The following is a 16091-nucleotide window of genomic DNA, read 5'->3' as shown; positions in this document are numbered from 1 at the left end:
TTAGCGGTCGGCAAAGTGCGGCTTCCGTGTCGTCAGGGAGGCCCCGATTCCGTCATGTCGTCCGCGTCCGGCCGGAAGGCGAGCCGGCGGCCGTCGATCCGGTCGACGCCGATCCGCAGCAGCCGGTCGCGCGGCGGGGGAGCCCACGAGCGCAGGTCGGCGCCGAGCTGTGCGGCCACGGTTTCGACGTCCGTGATGAGGGCGGCAATCCCGGTGACGATCACGCTCCAGCCGGTGTGGCCGCCGGGGTCGTAGGCGTCGGCTTCGAACGTGACGGGCTGCCCGTCGAGCCGGTCGGCCCAGGAGTTGCGGCCTGACCGCAGCCAGATCGCGTCGCCCGCCACGGTGAAGTTGACCGGCCGGATCGCCGGGCGTCCGCCGTGGACGAAGCCCAGGCGGCCGAGCGGGACGGAGGCGAGCAGCGCGCGGCAGCGGGCCGGGCCCAGCGGACGCAGATCAGGGATGTTCATCGGTCTCGGTGCGGTACTTGAGCTTGGCCAGCCGCGTCGCGGCGAAGATCGCGGCGACGGCGATCGCGCCCAGCGTCGCCACGAGGCGGTTCACGTCGATCGCCGGTTCCCAGCGGAGCTTGCCGTCCTTGATGACGTACGCGCCGACCGGTTTGGCCGACAGCCCGAACCCGGCGCCTTCGCCGGAGCGGCCTTTCTCGTCGCGGCTGTCGCCGCCACCTCCGCCGGTGCCGACGGTCGACGCCACGATCACCGTGACCCCGTCGACCTCGTACGGCTCGCCGAAAACCATCCTGGTCTCCAGCCCGTCCTTCGCCTTCGCGAGCAGTTCGTCGACCTTCATGCCACGAAGTCTCGGCGCGCGGGGGCGGGAGCGGCAGAGCCGATGGTCCCTTCCGCCGGTGACCGACGGCCCCCGCACCGATGGCGTTCGCCGGCGGCGGTGGCGAGCTCGTCCCGATTGGCTGGTCACACCACGAACCAGCGACTTCGGAGGCCGCCATGGCACACCGACCCGCACTCGCCGAGCTCGGGTTGAACACCGGCAAGAAGACGAGGCTGCACCGCATCCTGCACGAGCAATCACGATCGTCTCGGCATCCTCGGTGCGGTACGACCGGGTGGGATTACGCGGGCGAGTTGCCGCTGGTGCTGAAGCTCAACGGCAAGACCGAAATCCCGTCCGACGCCGAAGCGCTGTCGCCGCTGCACGGCAGTGTCGAGGACGCGGTCCGGCTGGGCGCCGACGCCGTCGGCTACACGCTCTACGTCGGGACTCCGGCCCAGGAGCCGGACTTCGCTCAGCTGCGGCAGGTCCGCGCCGACGCGCACCGGCTGGGGATGCCGCTGATCGTGTGGGCTTATCCGCGCGGTTCCGCCATCGAGGGCAAGGGCGGGAAGGACTCGTTCTACGCCGTCGACTACGCCGCGCGCACCGCGTCCGAGCTGGGCGCCGACGTCGTCAAGGTCAACTTTCCGCATCCGGCGAAGATCGACAACGTCCCGGCCCCGTACGCGAAGGAGACGACCAGCCAGCAGGCGATCGACGCGGTGGTCCGGTCGGCGGGGCGGACGCTGCTGCTCGTTTCCGGCGGGGGCAAGGCCGGCGACGAGACGATGCTGGAGAAGGCGCGCGAGTCGATGGAGGCCGGGGCGACCGGCCTGATCTTCGGCCGCAACGTCTGGCAGCGCAACCACGACGAGTCCCTGCGGTTCGTTTCGGCGCTGCGGGACATTCTCGCGAAGTACCCGAGCGCATGAGCGGGGTCGAGGTCCGCATCCACGGCCGCGGCGGCCAGGGCGTGGTGACGGCGGCCGAGCTGTTGTCGGTCGCCGCGTTCACCGAGGGACGGCACGCGCAGGCCTTCCCCAGCTTCGGCTCCGAGCGCACCGGCGCGCCGGTCGTGTCCTTCTGCCGGATCGCCGACCGGGTGATCCGCACGCGGGAGCCCATCGTCCGGCCGGACGCGCTGATCCGGGACATGGGCGTCGTCTTCGAGCAGAACAGCCGCGTCACCGACGCCGCCGCCGCGAGGGCCGAAGGCGGATTCGATGCGGTCTTCCTCGCCGTCGGCGCCCAGGTCGGCAAGCGCGCCCACATCCCCGCGGGCGACTCCGCACGCGTTCTCGACGCAGTGTCGCTGCTGCACGACATGGAAGACGGCGAACCGCCGCTGCTCGGCCGCCGCGTCGCCGTCTACGGCGGCGGCAACACGGCCATGGACGCCGCCCGCACGGCGAAGCGGCTCGGCGCCACCGACGCCGTGGTCGTCTACCGCCGCACCCGCGATCGGATGCCCGCGCACGAATCGGAGCTGGCCGAGGCGATCGAAGAGGGCGTTTCGATGCGCTGGCTGTCCACGATCAGCGAGATCGACGGCGACGGCATCACGGTCGAGAAGGTGCGGCTCGACGAGTCCGGGTTCCCGCAACCGACCGGCGAGTTCGAACGGCTGGCTGCCGACAGCGTCGTGCTGGCCCTCGGCCAGAACAGCGATCTGTCCCTTGTGAATAGTCTACCGGACGTCGACCACGCGGACGGCGTCGTTCGGGTCGGCGCGGGCATGACGACCGGGCACCCGGGCGTCTTCGCCGGCGGGGACATGGTGCCGTCCGGCCGGACCGCGACCGTCGCGGTGGGGCACGGCGCGAAGGCTGCCCGCGAGATCGACGCCTGGCTGCGCGAGACCCACGTCCCGGCACCGTCCGATCCGCGTCCGGCGACGTTCGAGAACCTCAACACCTGGTACTACAGCGACGCCGACCGGACCGTCCGGCCGCACCTCGACCTGTCCCGGCGCGTGTCCACCTTCGACGAAATCAACGGCGGCCTGGACGGGTCGACGGCGTTGTTCGAGGCACGCCGCTGTCTGTCCTGCGGCAACTGCTTCGAGTGCGACAACTGCTACGGCGTCTGCCCGGACAACGCGGTGCTCAAGCTCGAGCCGGGGGAGAAGTACGCGATCGACCTCGACTACTGCAAGGGGTGCGCCATCTGCGTCGCCGAATGTCCCTGCGGCGCCATCGAAATGGTGCCCGAAGAAACCTGAGGAGGACACATGCGCGAGAAGCGCTGGCAAGTGGAGATCGTCATCGACGAGGACGAAGGGCGTACCCGGGCGACGGCTCGGCTGCACACCGCCGGCGACACGCGCGTCTCCGGAACCGGGACCGCCCGGCTCAACCCGGCCGACCGCAACGTGCCCGAGGTCGGCGACGAACTCGCCGCGTCCCGCGCGTTGAGCGACCTGGCGCACAACTTGTTCGAATGCGCGGCCGGGGACATCGAAGAACTGACCCACCAGCCGGTCCGGCTGGAACGCTGAGGAGGCGGACATGCGAACTGTCATCGTGTTCGAGTCGATGTTCGGCGCCACCGAGAAGGTGGCCCGGGCCATCGCCGACGGCCTGTCCGAGTCGGTGGGGGCCGAGGTGGTGAACGTCGACGATGCACCATCGGACCTCTCCGGGGTCGAGCTGCTCGTCGTCGGTGGGCCCACCCACGTGCACGGCATGAGCCGGGCCGCCACCCGGAAGTCGGCCGCGGACCAGGTGGCTTACCCGGTGCGGTCGCGGACCGGGATCCGGGACTGGCTGAGCTCCCTCGGGCCGCTCCCGCACGGGCTCCCGTTCGCGGCGTTCGACACCCGGATCGACAAGCCGCGCGTGTTCACCGGTGCCGCCTCGCTCGGCGTCACGAAGCGGCTGGACCGGCTCGGGGGCCGGGCGGCGGCGCCCGCCGAGAGCTTCTTCGTCGGCACCGATCCGATCGACGCCGGCCCGGAGCCCGGTGAGCTCGCCCGCGCCGAGGCGTGGGGTGCGGCGCTCGGCGTGGCCGTGCGCCGGACCGTGGCCTGAACGGCCGGCTGCCGTCCGCCGTGCTCACCGGCGGACGGCTGTGGGGCCGGTTCACTCCAGCCCCGGCAGGCGGCGAAGGGCGACGCCGGTCGCCGCCGACGTGGCCGCCGCCATCACCAAGCCGCCGAGGACGCCGATCAGGATTGTCAGTGCCGGGTTCTGCCCGGGCTGCCACAACGGCATCGTGACGCTCAGGAACACGGCCAGGCCGAGCAGCCAGGCACCGGCGGTGGTGAAGATCCAGCGAGCCGAGCGGGCGAGGTGGCGGCGCAGGATGAGCCATTGGGCGAAGCCGACGGACAGCAGCAGGGCGGTGCCGAGAACGGCCGCAGCCGGCCAGAGCACCAGGGGCGGCCAGGACACGAGGTCCGCCGCCCACGTGCTCGGGGAGAGCCCCGCGAGGTAGGCGAAGGACGCCGCTCCGGCCGTGGCCGCCACCCACCGCCGGGTGTTCAGGGCCGGTATCGCGCGCCGGAGGACGAGCGCCTGCCCGGCGCCGAGCGCGGCTCCCTCGGCGGCGCCGGCCAGCAGCAGGGCGGGCAGCGAAACGAGGGTGGGGCCGTCCGCGGTCAGGGCACCGGTGACGGCGGGGATCGCGAAGCCGAGGAATTCGGCGGCCGTGACGACCGGGAACCACGTCCAAGCCAGGCGTCTGCCCCGCAAAGGGGACACCGGCGGAGCGGGGAAAGCCACAATCGGCGTGTCCGCGGTCAGCGGGACGCGGGGAAAGCGGCGGCGGTAGGTCTCGGCTCCGGCGTCGCGCTCCGCCCCGGCGAGCAGCCGCCCTTCGGCCGCGACCCAGCGGCCGTCGAGCAGGACATCGGCTCCGGCGCCGTGGCGGAAGTGCCGCCACCAGCGCTTGCGATCGGGGTTTCCGGCGGCGACCAGGATCTCCTCACCGGAGCGGGCGTACTGCACCGGGAGCGCGACCGGCTTCGGCGCGGTGGCGGGCCGGTACCGCACGGCGGTGAGCGTTCCGTTCAGCAGCGGCGCAAGCCGGGAGCCGAGCAGCCGCAGGAGTGTCCGGTTCGGCAAGCCGGGGCGGGCCGGTTTCGCAGTGCCAGTCGTCATGCTGCCAGTACAGGCGGCGGCGGAGGGCGGCGGCAGGGCCCATCGAACCCCGGCCAGGGGACTTTGGCCACCCGCCGGGTTCAGAGCCAGTCGCGGCGCTTGAACAAGGCGTACAGCGTCGCGGAGATGACCAGGATGGCGAGCGTGGAGACCCACACCCCGGACGCCTGCCCGAACCCGGGGTACGGGATGTTCTGGCCGTAGAAGCCGGTGATCGCGGTCGGGACGGCGATGATCGCCGCCCAGCTGGTGACCTTCTTCATGATCGTGTTGAGCCGGTTGGCCTGGATGCTCAGCTGGGTTTCCCGGATCGTGGCGATGAGGTCGCGCAGGGATTCCGTCCACTCGGTGACGCGCAGGACGTGGTCGTAGACGTCCTGGAAGTAGGGCAGGAGCGTGTCGTCGCGGCGCATCAGAGCGGTGACGATCTCCCGCATCGGGACGGCCAGGTGCCGGAGGCGGCTGAGGCTGCGGCGCAGGGCCAGGGAGCGGCGTTGCAGGTCGGTGTGGTCGACGCGGTCGGCGAACACGAGGTCTTCGAGGGCCTCGACCTGCTCGTCCAGGGCCTGGACGGCGTCGAGGTGCCCGTCGACGACGTAGTCGAGCAGGCCGTGCAGCAGGAACGCGGCGCCGCTCTTGGCCAGCTCGGGTGTGGTGTCCCAGCGCGTGACGAGTGCGTCGATGTCGGTGGTGTTGTTGCGGTGCACGGTGACCAGCACCCGGTCGGTGATGAACGCGTCCAGCTCCGATGCGGCCAGGACGCCGTCGGTCATGCGCACGGTGTACGCGGCGAGGAACGAGTGCCGGTCGTAGCGGACGAACTTGGGGCGCTGGTGGTCCTCGTCGAGCACGGACGCCACGGCCAGCGGGTGCAGCCCGAGTTCGGTGGCGAGCGCGGCCAGATCCTGCGCGGTGGGAGCGTCGAAGTCGAGCCACAGCGTCACCGACGGGTCGGCGAGGTGACGGGCGGCCTCGGTGGCGGGGAAGTCCTCCCGTTCGAGGACACCGCTGCGGTACAGCCGGCTGCGTGGCATCGGCTCAGCAGTCGTGTGCGACGGCGAGGCTGGCGCGGACCAGCTGCCGGGTGGCCCGGGTGGCGGGGGTGTCGCCGCAGGAGGGGCAGTCCAAGCCGTCCTCTTCGGACTGGTCTTCGGCGGTCAGCGTGCGCGCCAGGTGCTGGCCGGCGACGTCGGCGTAGCGGGAATCGAGGAAATCGGCGGCCCGCAGGGCGAGCCGATCACGGCGGTTGCGGCGGGGGGACGTCGGCTCGGCTGTGGTCGCCGGGGCGAATCCGCGGTCTGCGTCCATGAGGTGCCTCGCTCTCGTCTGGTCCCAGACTCCGCCGGTCCGGACCGGACGACGAGGGCCGTACCGTCCTCGTTCCCAGGGCCCACGGACACCGGTCGCGGTGGGTCGAAGGGCCACGGGCGCGAGGACTTTCGGTCCCTCAGGACGCGGCTCGCACGAGGTACACCGGACAGGCCGCGTTGTGCAGCAGAGCCTGGCCGGTGGAGCCGAGCAGCAGGCCGGGGAACCCGCCGCGGCCACGGTCGCCGAGCACGACGAGCTGGGCGGTCCCGCTCCGCTCGATCAGCTCGCGCCGCGGGTGCGCCCGGACGACGACCCGGTCGACTTCCACGTCGCCGGTGTCGTGGCCACCGAGCCGGTCGGTCAGCAGCCGGTGGCCGGCGTCGGTCACCGACTCATGGTGCTCCGGGTGGCCGGGTTCGTGCGGTGGCGGATCGTCGGCCCACGCGTGCACGACGACCAGCGGGACCTGACGGGACTTGGCTTCGTCGAGGGCGACGGCGAGGATGCGGCTGCTTGCCTTGCCCCCGTCGATGCCGGCGAGGACCGGACGTCCGGCGGCTTCGGCCTTGTCCCAGGCGTCGCCGCGCACGATGACCGTGTCGCACGAGGCATGTGCGCTGACGGCCGAGGCGACCGACCCGGCGAGGAGCCCGGTGAGCCGGCCCTTTCCGGATGACCCGACCACGAGCAGGGCGGCCCTCTCGGACGCGTCGACGAGGGCTTGGGCGGCGCGGTCGGGGTCGAGCCGGGTCGTGGCGCCCGGAACGCCCTGTGCGGACGCGAGCTCGGCCGCGGTGCGCAGGTAGCGGCCGCCGCGCTCACGCAGGACGTCCTTCATCTCTTCGGGCGGCGGCACGACACCGCCGGCGAGCAAGGCCGAGAAGTCGATCGCGTAAACGATCTCCAGCGTCGCGTCGCGCCGGCGAGCGGTGCGGGCTGCCCAGCGGACAGCGTCAAGCGACTCGGCCGATCCGTCGACCCCGGCGACGATCGGCTGTCCGGTCGGTCCGGTCATCGGCGCCTCCGTTCTCGTGGCGTCCCTGGTCGTTTCCTCGAGGTCCACGGTGCGCTTCCGGCCGGGTGGACCGGAGCGGTCAAAGGTCCTCGCGGGCGGGGACGAACGGCCGCAGCGTCCTCCCGCCGGCGAGCCCTACCGTCGAGACGGATGCGTGATCCGCGCACCGGAACCCGGAGGAAACAGGTCATGAGCGCAACCGGAAACCCGCCGGTCGTCGTCGCCGTCGACGGTTCGGAAACGGCCGCGGCGGCCGCGCTGTGGGCGGCCGGGGAAGCCGCCCGCCGGCACACGTCGCTGCTCGTCTTCACCGCGTACGGCTACGAGGACGCCGCGTTCGGCGGAAAGATGTACCCGCCGTCCGACTGGCTCAGGATCAGGGAGGCCGAAGCCGACGAGTTGCTGCGCACGACGCGGGCGACCCTCGAAGCCGCCGTCCCCGGGCTGGACGTGTCCACCGAGGCCAGTGACCGCGGGCCCGTCCCCGGACTGCTGGAGGTCTCGGCGCGGGCGCGCATCCTGGTCACCGGTGCGCCCGTCGGCGCGATCGCGGGTCTGTTCAGCGGTTCGCCCGATGTCGACCTCGCCGCGAAGGCGCACTGCCCGGTCGTGGTCGTGCGCGGGAACGAGTCCGTCGACGGCCCGGTGGTCGCCGGCGTCGATGGAAGCCCCCTGAGCGAGGCCGCGATCGCTTGGGCGTTCGAGGAAGCGTCGCTCCGCAATGCTCCGCTCGTCGCGCTGTACACCTGGCACGACGGGGACACCGCGGGCCTGTTCAGCGACGGCAACGTCGCCTTCCAGGGCGAAGCCGTTGAGGACTCCGGCCGGCGGCTGCTGGCTCAGCGGCTCGCCGGCTGGCAGGAAAAGTATCCGGATGTCCGGGTCGAGCGCCGGGTCGAGCACGACAAGCCGCGTTCCCGGTTGCTGTCGGCGAGCCACGGCGCGCAGCTCGTGGTGGTCGGTAGCCGCGGCCGAGGCGGTTTCACCGGGCTGGTGCTGGGGTCGACGAGCCAGGCGTTGCTGCATCACGCGTCGTGCCCGGTCATGGTGGTTCGCACCGAGAAGGAGAAGTGAAGATGAACGCCGGAGTGGTGTCCGCGGTGATGACCGCCGACCCGATCACCGTTTCCACGAAGACGCCGTTCAAGGACATCGCCGCCCTGCTGACCGGGAACGGGATCAGCGCGGTCGGCGTCCTCGACAAGACGGGTGCGCTGGTCGGCGTCGTTTCCGAGGCCGACCTGCTGCCACACCTGTGGGAGGACCGCAAGCCCCGGTGGCGTGACCGCCGGCTGGCCCGCAAGGCGACGGCGTGCGTCGCGAAGGACCTGATGACCAGCCCGGCCGTCACGATCGACGCCGAGGCCACGCTCGCCGCCGCCGCGGCGGAGTTCGCGCGCACCGGCGTCCGACGGTTGTTCGTGCTGCGGAACGGAAAGGTGGCCGGCGTGCTGTCCCGCCGCGACTTGGTGGCGGTCTTCACCCGCGGCGACGCCGACCTCGAGCGCGAGATCACCGACCGCGTGCTGCGTGACCGGCTCAACCTCGGGCCCGACCGGGTTCGCGTGCAGGTCCGGGCCGGGGTCGTGATGGTCGTGGGACGCGTGGAGCGGCGCAGCGACATCGAACCGGTGACGCGGCTGATCCACGAGCTGTCCGGGGTGGTGGAGGTCCGCAACCGCCTGGACTACGTCTGGAACGACGTCGCCTGAACGGCACACGAACAAGGCCTCCACCCGGATCCGGGTGGAGGCCTCGTTCCTTTCACCGGCCGCGCAGCTGCGCCGGTATCGGCAAGCCGATGCCGTACGGGTGGGCCACCGGCCGCACGACCTCGCCGAGCGGACGCCGTGGTGTCGCCGGGAGCGGGGCCGCCCCCCCGTGGGAGGTAGCCGACGCGCACGACGAGCTGCGGCTCGCCGTGGCCGTCGAGGACGCAGTCGCGGATCAGACCACGGGTGCAGGTCAGCTCGAGCGGCTCGGTGTACACGCACGACGCGAGGTTCAACCGGGTAGCGGTCAGGAGGACCGCGCTGGCGGCTTCTCCCACACGAAGGCGATCGAGAGCGTTGTCGCCCGCGGTGGCCAGCACGGTCAGCACGGCGCCGTCACGGCCCTCGGTGTCTTCCGGCCGCGCGCCGGCGAAGTCGCGGACACGCAGCTCGCGGACTGCCGTGTGCGGCTGGATCGCGTTCTGTGCGGGCACCCCGTCCGGGGCGTGGTTCCGTCCGCTCCAGGCGGCGAGCTCGATCGCGTAGTCCGGGTCGGCCCGGTGGAGCCAGCCGGCCTCCGCGGCGGCGCTGGTGAGCGCCGACAGCCGGGGCGCTCCGGCGACCACGGACAGCGCGGCGCCTTGGTCGGCGGCGCTCTTCCGGAGGACCACCTCGTCCCGCCCGCGCAACGGGTGGTGGGCGAAGCGGCGGCGGTCCGAGCGGCGGCGGGGGATGGCCGCGGCGAGCGCGATGTCGTCGTCTCGGGTGTCGTGCGGCACCAGGTCGATCCGGGCCAGGAGTCCCGGTTCGCCCGGGTCGGGCAGCCGGTGGACCTGCGCGGCCCAGCCCGTGGCGGCCGCGGCGACGGTGAAGTGGTGCAGCGCGCAGCCGCAGCTGACCAGCAGGTCGCGGCCGTCGGGGTCGGTGTTCCGCAGGTGACGGCGTGGGTCCGTGCGCAGCTCGACGGTGCGGCCGGCGAACCGCCAGTCCCACGGCTGTGAGTTGTGGACGGAGGGGGCACGCACCGCGAGGGCGATGGCCGCTCTCACCGTGTACGCGTCGGGCATCGAGTGGTCCATCGGTTCCTCCTCGCCGTCGGTTGTCTTCATGCTCGTCTTGGCCGCTCACGGCCTCCAGGGTCGAAGGACTTCGCGAGTGTGACCCGGTCGAGGCCCAAAGTCCCTTCGCCGAAACCGCCTGGGATTCCCGTCGGCGTAGCCGCGCTCAGTGAGCCGGACGGTGGGCTTCGGCACCGAGCACGGCCAGTTCGAGCGTGCGTGCGATGTCGCCCGGGCTGACGACGCCGACCAGGACGCCGTCCTCGACCACCAGCACGAGGTCCTGCCCGGGCCGGTTCCCGAACCGGCTGAGGACCGTCGTCAGCGGGACATCGGGGGCAGCGACGAGGCATCCCGGTGGCCGCACGCAGACGTTCTCGACGCGGGTCGAAGCGCGGGCCGCGTCGGGCACTCGTGCCAGCGCGGAGAGGCTCACCACGCCGACCGGGCGGCCGTCGAACGCCACCACCGGGTAGGTACGGAAGCGCCCGGACGCGGCCTGCTCGACGAACCCCTGCACGGTGAACCAGCCGGGCGCGGTGACCGGGTCCGTCGTCATGATCTCGCCGAGTGCGATCCGGCGCAGCACCTCGCGTGCCGGACCGGCCGCGAGCTCGGCGCGGGCGCTGAAGCCGAGGAACCAGCCGATGCCCACCAGCCAGAGACCGGCGAAGCTGCCGAACCACAGCAACTCCACGAGCCCGGCGGCGGAGAGCATCAGGCCGAGGACCCTGCCCGAGCGGGCGGCCGCTGCCTGGGCTCGCCGTTTGTCGCCGGTGAGCTGCCAGACGACGGCTTGGAGGAGCCGGCCGCCGTCCAGCGGGGCGCCGGGCAGGAGGTTGAACACCGCCAGGACGAGGTTCGTCCAGCCCAGCCAGGCCACGGTGACGACCGCGACGGCGGGCACGGCCTCGGGGAGAAGCAGGCTGAGCCCGAGGAACCCGGCGCCGGCCAGCAGGCTCGCGAGCGGGCCCGCCACGGCGACCGCGAACGCGGAACGCGGGGTCGGCGGGTCCTCGGGCATTTCGGTGCTGCCGCCGAGCAGCCACAGCGTGATGCGATCGACGGTGAGCCCGCGGTGCCGCGCCACGAGCGCGTGGCTCAGCTCGTGCACCAGCAGCGAGGCGAGGAACACCACGGCACCGGCGATCCCGGTCGCCCAGTACACGAGCGCCGGCTGTCCCGGGACCGCTTCCGGCAGGAGAGTCTGCGCCAGGAGTTCGGCCAGGAGCACCATGAGGAGGAGCACGGACCAGTGCGCGCCGACGCGGATACCGGCGGGGCGCCCGAGCGGGAACGTGGCATGCATGCCCGGACCATCCTCCCCCGCGGGCGGACGCGGGGAGGGTCGCACCGCCCCGGAGTGAGGGACCAAAGACCCCTGCGTCGCCGACGTCCGGCCGCAGCCCCGGTGCGGGCCCGCTGCGTAGCGTCGGGGCATGGCCGGACGGAAGAACTCGCGGATCCCGCGTGCGGTGTACGAGCGGGAGCTGCTGCGCCTGCAGGCCGAACTCGTGAAGCTCCAGGAGTGGGTGCGTCACGAAGGTGCGCGCCTGGTCGTGGTCTTCGAGGGCCGCGATGCCGCCGGGAAGGGCAGCACGATCAAGCGGGTCACCGAGCACCTCAATCCGCGGGTGGTGCGGATCGCGGCGTTGCCGAGCCCGACCGAGCGCGAGCGGACGCAGTGGTACTTCCAGCGCTACATCGAGCACTTGCCCGCGGCGGGGGAGATCGTGCTGTTCGACCGCAGCTGGTACAACCGGGCCGGCGTGGAGCGGGTGATGGGGTTTTGCACCCCGGAGGAGCACCGGCGGTTCCTGCAGCAGTGCCCGATCTTCGAGCGGCTGCTCGTCGACGACGGCATCCTGCTGCGCAAGTACTGGTTCTCGGTCAGCCTCGACGAGCAGGAGCGTCGGTTCCGCGCGCGCATCGACGACCCGATGCGCCGCTGGAAGCTTTCGAGCATCGATCTGCAGTCGGTGACGCACTGGGAGGACTACTCGCGGGCGAAGGACGAGATGTTCGTGCACACCGACACCGCCGAATCCCCCTGGCACGTGGTGGAAAGCGAGGAGAAGCGGCGCGGGCGGCTGAACATGATCGCGCACCTGCTCGCGAGTGTGCCGTACCACGAGGTGTCCCGCGAGGCGGTTGCGTTGCCGCCGCGGCCGGAGCCGATCGGCTACTTCCGGCCCGACCGGCGGTTGCAGACCTACGTTCCCGACCACGCGGCCACTCTGCTGCCGCAGTGAACCGAAGGAGGAGAACGAGGAAGACGTCGTCCCGGCCGTTGCGGATGAGCCGCGACGGCCGGCGGGGGAACGTCAGCCTTGATCGGTGCGCGCGTAGGCCGCGAGGGCCCGCTCCCGGGCTTTCGCGGCAACCGTGCGGATCAGCGCGGTGTGCACGGACCCGATGACGGGCCGGGAGATCCGCCAGTAGCGGCGGAACTTCAGCCAGCTTTCCGGGTCGCTCAGCCGGACCCGCGAGTGCACCGTGAGCAGCGTGCGGTGCGCCCCGGCGCGTCCACGATCAGGTGGCGCGCCAGCTCGAAGTGCGGGTGCGGGAGGAAGTGGTCGATCAGCAGGTCTGGTCCGGTCATCGTCCCAGGGGCGGCGGGCCCGCCGCGCGGGACAGGCGGATTTGGTCCCCGGTGAAAGGGACTTCCTGCTCTGAACGGTGAGTACGCGAGCGGCAATGCTGACTCCGAGACCCGCAGGAGGAACTGATGACCGCAACCGCCAACCGGCCCGTACTCGCCGGGGTGGACGCTTCGGCGGCGTCCTTCGACGCCGTCCGCTGGGCCGTGAAGGAAGCTCGACGACGCGAAACGACGCTGCAGCTCCTGCACGCCTGCATCTTCGAAGGCGGCCCGTCGCGAGCGCACGACTCCGAGCTGCTGCTCGAGCACGCCTACCGCTTCCTCCGCCGTGCCGCGGAGATCGCCCGTGAGGAGGCGCCGGGCGTGCGGGTCGAGACCTCGGTGCGGCTCGGGCCGGCCGTCGATCTGCTGCTCGACGGGTCCGGCGGCGCGGCGCTCGTCGTCCTCGGCTCGCACGGTCTCGGCGGCCTGCGCGGCGCACTGATCGGTTCGGTGGCCCTGCGGGTCGCGGCCGGGGCGTCCTGTCCGGTCGTGGTCGTGCCCGCGCACCGGCCCCACCGGACCGGCCCGATCGTCGTCGGCGTCGACCCCTCGGGCTCCAGCGAGCACGCTCTGCGGTTCGCTCTCGAGGAAGCCGCCGCGGTGCGGGCGCCGGTGCACGTCGTGCACGCCTGGCACGACGGCCTGCTGGTGCCCGAGGCGGAGCTCGCGGACATCGGGCGCACCGAGCAGCGTGAGCTGGAAGCCCACGTCGCGAGCTGGGGCCGCAAGTACCCGGCGCTGGACATCACCGCACGGGCCGTCCGGGACCGCGTCGCCTCGCGCGCGCTGCTGAACGCCGACCCCGACGCGCGGCTGATCGTCGTCGGCACCCGCGGCCGTGGCCCGGTCGCCGGCGGGGTGCTGGGGTCGACCGGCAACGCCCTGCTCGAGCACGCGACCTGCCCGGTCGTGGTCGTGCACTGAATTCGAGGAGATGAACCGCCATGAAAGCACGCGACATCATGACGAGGCCGGTCGTGCGGGTCGGCCCGGGAACGCCGGTGCGTGAGGCCATCGTGCTGCTGACCGAGCACTGCGTCGCGGCGCTGCCGGTGGTGGGCGAGGAGGACGCGGTACTGGGTGTGTTCACCGAGGCCGACGCGCTCCGCAGCGGCGTCGCCGGGGTGGGACCGGCTCCGGACGTGCTGGTGGCCGCGGTGATGACGGCGCCCGCCGAGACGGTCGGGCTCGACACCGACGTCACCGAGATCGCCCGCCACATGCTGGGCGACCGGCGGCGCAGCATTCCCGTGGTGGACGACGACGGCGTGCTCGTCGGCATCGTCAGCCGCCGGGACATGCTCAGCCCGCTGGTGTGCCAGGACGATTCGGTCGCCTCACACCTCAATGCGCTGCTGACCGATTACGCCGGGAACCGCGACCGGTGGGCGATCTCCGTCACCGGCGGCATGGTGACGATCCGGGGTGTCTTCACCGACGAGGCCGAGCGCCGCGTCGTGACCGCACTGGCGAGGACGGTTCACGGCGTCGTCGGCGTCGAGCTGTGGGAAGAAGCCACGGTGAAGACATGAGAATCCTCGTTGCGGTGGCCACCCGCCATGGCGCCACCAGGGAAATCGCCGAGAACATCGCTGCCGCCGTCGACTCCGCGCTGACCGGCGCCGCGGTTCGGTCGCAGGTCGAGATCCGCGACGCAGGTCTGGTGCGATCGGTCGAGGGCTTCGACGCCGTGGTCCTCGGGTCCGCCGTCTACATGGGACATTGGCTGGAGCCGGCACGGAAGCTCGCCGAGTCCTTTTCGGACGAACTCGGCCGCGTGCCGGTCTGGCTCTTCTCCAGCGGTCCCGTCGGTGAGCAGGACAAGCCGGCCGAAGAGCCGGTCGTGGTCGATGATCTCGTGGAGCGGCTCGGGGCCCGTGGCCACCGGCTGTTCGGAGGAAAGATCGACCGCCACGCACTGCACTTCCCGGAACGCGCCGTCGTGGCGGCCCTGCGCGTTGCGGACGGCGACAACCGGGACTGGCCGTCGATCCGGGCCTGGGGCCGGGACATCGGTTCGAGCCTGGCCCGGGCCCAGGCCTCGAGGAGCACGTCATGACCACCCCGAAGACCTACCCCGTCCGGGTCGAAGCGACCTTGGACGAACCCCTGTCCCGCTGGCTCTGGCTGGTGAAGTGGATCCTGGCCATTCCCCATTACGTCGTCCTGGCGTTCCTGTGGTTCGCCTACCCGTTCGTCACGATCGCCGCGTTCTTCGCGATCCTGGTGACCGGCCGCTACCCGCGCCCGCTGTTCGCGTTCACCTCCGGTGTGCTGCGCTGGAGCTGGCGGGTGCAGTACTACTCCTACGCCGCGCTGGGCACCGACCGGTACCCGCCGTTCACGTTCGCCGACGTCCCGGACTACCCGGCCCGGCTGGACATCGCCTATCCGGAACGGCTTTCGCGCGGGCTGGTACTGGTGAAGTGGTGGCTGCTGGCCATCCCGCACTTGATCATCATCGGCCTGTTCGCCGGCGGCGGCAGCTGGCTGGCGGTCCGCGCCGGGAGTGACGACTTCGATTGGGCCGCGGGTGGGCTCGTCGGCGTTCTGGTCGTGGTGGCCGGGGTGGTGCTGTTGTTCACCGGCCGCTACCCGCGGCCGATCTTCGATTTCATGCTGGGCATGGATCGCTGGGTGCTGCGGGTCGCGGCCTACGTGTCGCTGATGACCGACGAGTACCCGCCGTTCCGGCTGGACATGGGCGGCGCCGAAGTCGGCCACGAGCCGCCGCACCCGCAGGCGCACCCGGCGGGGCCCGCCGGCTGGACCGGCGGCCGGATCGCCGCCGCGGTGACCGGAGCCGTGCTGGCGCTGGGCTCGATGGGGTTGCTGACCGGCGGCGGAGCACTGCTGTGGGCCGACCGCACCCAGCGCGACGCCGACGGCTACCTGACCGCATCGACCGACGTCTTCGCGAGCGGCTACGCGGTCACGACCGACCCCGTGCAGGTGCACGGCATCTCCGGGTTCACCGCTTTCGTCGGTGACGTCCGGGTCCGGGCCACGAGCACGGACGGCCGTCCGGTGTTCGTCGGCATCGGCCGTTCGGACGCCGTCGCCGGCTACCTGGCCGGCACCGAGTACACCACCCTCACCGACCGCCGCACCGGCGACCGGACGCACCCGGGCGGTGCCCCGGCCGTCCCGCCCGGCGACGCCGCGGTGTGGGTGGCGAGCACGTCCGGCCCGGGCACCCAGGGCCTCGCCTGGCCGGTGCTCGACGGGCAATGGACCGCCGTCGTGATGAACGCCGACTCCGCACGCGGGATCTCCGTGCGGGCGGAAGCCGGCGCGACCGCGCCCGCCGTCGGCTGGATCGCGCTCGGCCTGCTGATCACCGGACTCGTGGTGCTGGCCGGTGGTGCCGCCCTGATCGGGATCGCGGCGCACCGCGCCTCGCGGCACCCGGGCACGCCCACCACGCCTGAGCCATCCACCGCGGACATCTGA

General features: G+C 72.2%; 21 protein-coding genes. 11 read left to right on the top strand and 10 right to left on the bottom strand.

The window, feature by feature from the left end:
• Positions 1 to 32: 32 nt before the first annotated feature.
• Together ACWED2_RS12465 and ACWED2_RS12460 are read right to left on the bottom strand one after the other, a co-directional pair.
• The gene (locus tag ACWED2_RS12465; protein ID WP_449690546.1) at positions 33 to 470 is read right to left on the bottom strand and encodes a pyridoxamine 5'-phosphate oxidase family protein; all 438 of its coding nucleotides are present in this window, start codon (positions 468 to 470) and stop codon (positions 33 to 35) included.
• Positions 457 to 813, bottom strand: coding sequence for a spore germination protein GerW family protein (locus ACWED2_RS12460; RefSeq protein WP_449690545.1), 357 nt, complete (start codon positions 811 to 813; stop codon positions 457 to 459). Before ACWED2_RS12460 ends, ACWED2_RS12465 begins: the two co-directional genes overlap by 14 nt.
• A 158-nt stretch (positions 814 to 971) precedes the next feature.
• Between ACWED2_RS12460 and ACWED2_RS12455 the strand changes: the two genes are divergently transcribed.
• The 4 genes from ACWED2_RS12455 to ACWED2_RS12440 are packed head-to-tail and all read left to right on the top strand — an operon-like array spanning position 972 to position 3827.
• Positions 972 to 1730: a class I fructose-bisphosphate aldolase gene (locus ACWED2_RS12455; RefSeq protein WP_449690544.1), complete on the top strand. Its 759-nt coding sequence runs from the start codon at positions 972 to 974 to the stop codon at positions 1728 to 1730.
• Positions 1727 to 3019, top strand: a complete 1293-nt coding sequence (locus ACWED2_RS12450; protein WP_449690543.1) for an FAD-dependent oxidoreductase — start codon at positions 1727 to 1729, stop codon at positions 3017 to 3019. Before ACWED2_RS12455 ends, ACWED2_RS12450 begins: the two co-directional genes overlap by 4 nt.
• A gap of 9 nt (positions 3020 to 3028) precedes the next feature.
• Entirely contained in the window at positions 3029 to 3295 is a 267-nt protein-coding gene (locus tag ACWED2_RS12445; protein WP_449690542.1) for a DUF1876 domain-containing protein, read from the top strand.
• 10 nt (positions 3296 to 3305) lie between these two features.
• Positions 3306 to 3827 (top strand): flavodoxin family protein, encoded by a 522-nt coding sequence (locus ACWED2_RS12440; RefSeq protein WP_449690541.1) that lies wholly within the window; start codon positions 3306 to 3308, stop codon positions 3825 to 3827.
• Positions 3828 to 3878: 51 nt separating this feature from the next.
• Here the strand turns inward: ACWED2_RS12440 and ACWED2_RS12435 are convergent, their stop codons facing one another.
• From ACWED2_RS12435 to ACWED2_RS12420, 4 genes are all read right to left on the bottom strand, one after another.
• On the bottom strand, positions 3879 to 4898 hold the full coding sequence (locus ACWED2_RS12435; RefSeq protein ID WP_449690540.1) for a hypothetical protein: 1020 nt from the start codon (positions 4896 to 4898) through the stop codon (positions 3879 to 3881).
• Between the two features lie 80 nt (positions 4899 to 4978).
• Positions 4979 to 5932, bottom strand: coding sequence for a magnesium transporter CorA family protein (locus ACWED2_RS12430; RefSeq protein ID WP_449690539.1), 954 nt, complete (start codon positions 5930 to 5932; stop codon positions 4979 to 4981).
• A gap of 4 nt (positions 5933 to 5936) precedes the next feature.
• Positions 5937 to 6206, bottom strand: coding sequence for a hypothetical protein (locus tag ACWED2_RS12425; RefSeq protein WP_449690538.1), 270 nt, complete (start codon positions 6204 to 6206; stop codon positions 5937 to 5939).
• Between the two features lie 139 nt (positions 6207 to 6345).
• The gene (locus tag ACWED2_RS12420; protein WP_449690537.1) at positions 6346 to 7224 is read right to left on the bottom strand and encodes a universal stress protein; all 879 of its coding nucleotides are present in this window, start codon (positions 7222 to 7224) and stop codon (positions 6346 to 6348) included.
• Between the two features lie 189 nt (positions 7225 to 7413).
• On the opposite strand from ACWED2_RS12420, the gene ACWED2_RS12415 reads away from it, so the two are divergent.
• Positions 7414 to 8298: a universal stress protein gene (locus tag ACWED2_RS12415; protein ID WP_449690536.1), complete on the top strand. Its 885-nt coding sequence runs from the start codon at positions 7414 to 7416 to the stop codon at positions 8296 to 8298.
• Positions 8299 to 8300: 2 nt separating this feature from the next.
• Entirely contained in the window at positions 8301 to 8936 is a 636-nt protein-coding gene (locus tag ACWED2_RS12410; protein WP_449690535.1) for a CBS domain-containing protein, read from the top strand.
• Here the strand turns inward: ACWED2_RS12410 and ACWED2_RS12405 are convergent.
• The gene (locus ACWED2_RS12405; RefSeq protein ID WP_449690534.1) at positions 8912 to 10015 is read right to left on the bottom strand and encodes an Acg family FMN-binding oxidoreductase; all 1104 of its coding nucleotides are present in this window, start codon (positions 10013 to 10015) and stop codon (positions 8912 to 8914) included. The two genes, ACWED2_RS12410 and ACWED2_RS12405, sit on opposite strands and share 25 nt — an antisense overlap.
• A 145-nt stretch (positions 10016 to 10160) precedes the next feature.
• Complete coding sequence (locus ACWED2_RS12400; protein WP_449690533.1) at positions 10161 to 11303, bottom strand: M50 family metallopeptidase; 1143 nt, start codon at positions 11301 to 11303, stop codon at positions 10161 to 10163.
• A 130-nt stretch (positions 11304 to 11433) separates the two neighbouring features.
• Here ACWED2_RS12400 and ppk2 point away from each other — a divergent pair, with 130 nt between their 5' ends.
• Entirely contained in the window at positions 11434 to 12246 is an 813-nt protein-coding gene (gene ppk2, locus ACWED2_RS12395; RefSeq protein WP_449690532.1) for a polyphosphate kinase 2, read from the top strand.
• 72 nt (positions 12247 to 12318) lie between these two features.
• On the opposite strand, the gene ACWED2_RS12390 is transcribed toward ppk2, so the two are convergent.
• Both ACWED2_RS12390 and ACWED2_RS12385 read right to left on the bottom strand, forming a co-directional pair.
• A complete protein-coding gene (locus tag ACWED2_RS12390; protein ID WP_449690531.1) occupies positions 12319 to 12489 on the bottom strand; it encodes a hypothetical protein in 171 nt (56 codons plus the stop codon).
• Positions 12468 to 12596, bottom strand: a complete 129-nt coding sequence (locus ACWED2_RS12385) for a hypothetical protein (RefSeq protein WP_449690530.1) — start codon at positions 12594 to 12596, stop codon at positions 12468 to 12470. The genes ACWED2_RS12390 and ACWED2_RS12385 overlap by 22 nt, the downstream gene beginning before the upstream one ends.
• A 126-nt stretch (positions 12597 to 12722) precedes the next feature.
• Here ACWED2_RS12385 and ACWED2_RS12380 point away from each other — a divergent pair, with 126 nt between their 5' ends.
• Genes ACWED2_RS12380 through ACWED2_RS12365 form a run of 4 tightly spaced genes read left to right on the top strand, consistent with a single transcriptional unit; the run spans position 12723 to position 16091 of the window.
• Positions 12723 to 13562: a universal stress protein gene (locus tag ACWED2_RS12380; protein ID WP_449690529.1), complete on the top strand. Its 840-nt coding sequence runs from the start codon at positions 12723 to 12725 to the stop codon at positions 13560 to 13562.
• A gap of 20 nt (positions 13563 to 13582) precedes the next feature.
• Complete coding sequence (locus tag ACWED2_RS12375) at positions 13583 to 14170, top strand: CBS domain-containing protein (RefSeq protein WP_449690528.1); 588 nt, start codon at positions 13583 to 13585, stop codon at positions 14168 to 14170.
• Positions 14167 to 14697, top strand: coding sequence for a flavodoxin domain-containing protein (locus ACWED2_RS12370; protein ID WP_449690527.1), 531 nt, complete (start codon positions 14167 to 14169; stop codon positions 14695 to 14697). The genes ACWED2_RS12375 and ACWED2_RS12370 overlap by 4 nt, the downstream gene beginning before the upstream one ends.
• Complete coding sequence (locus ACWED2_RS12365) at positions 14694 to 16091, top strand: DUF4389 domain-containing protein (RefSeq protein WP_449690526.1); 1398 nt, start codon at positions 14694 to 14696, stop codon at positions 16089 to 16091. The genes ACWED2_RS12370 and ACWED2_RS12365 overlap by 4 nt, the downstream gene beginning before the upstream one ends.

The organism is Amycolatopsis sp. NPDC005003 (assembly GCF_053600695.1).
Note: the sequence above shows the minus strand (reverse complement) of the source record. Positions and strands in the feature narration are given on the sequence as shown.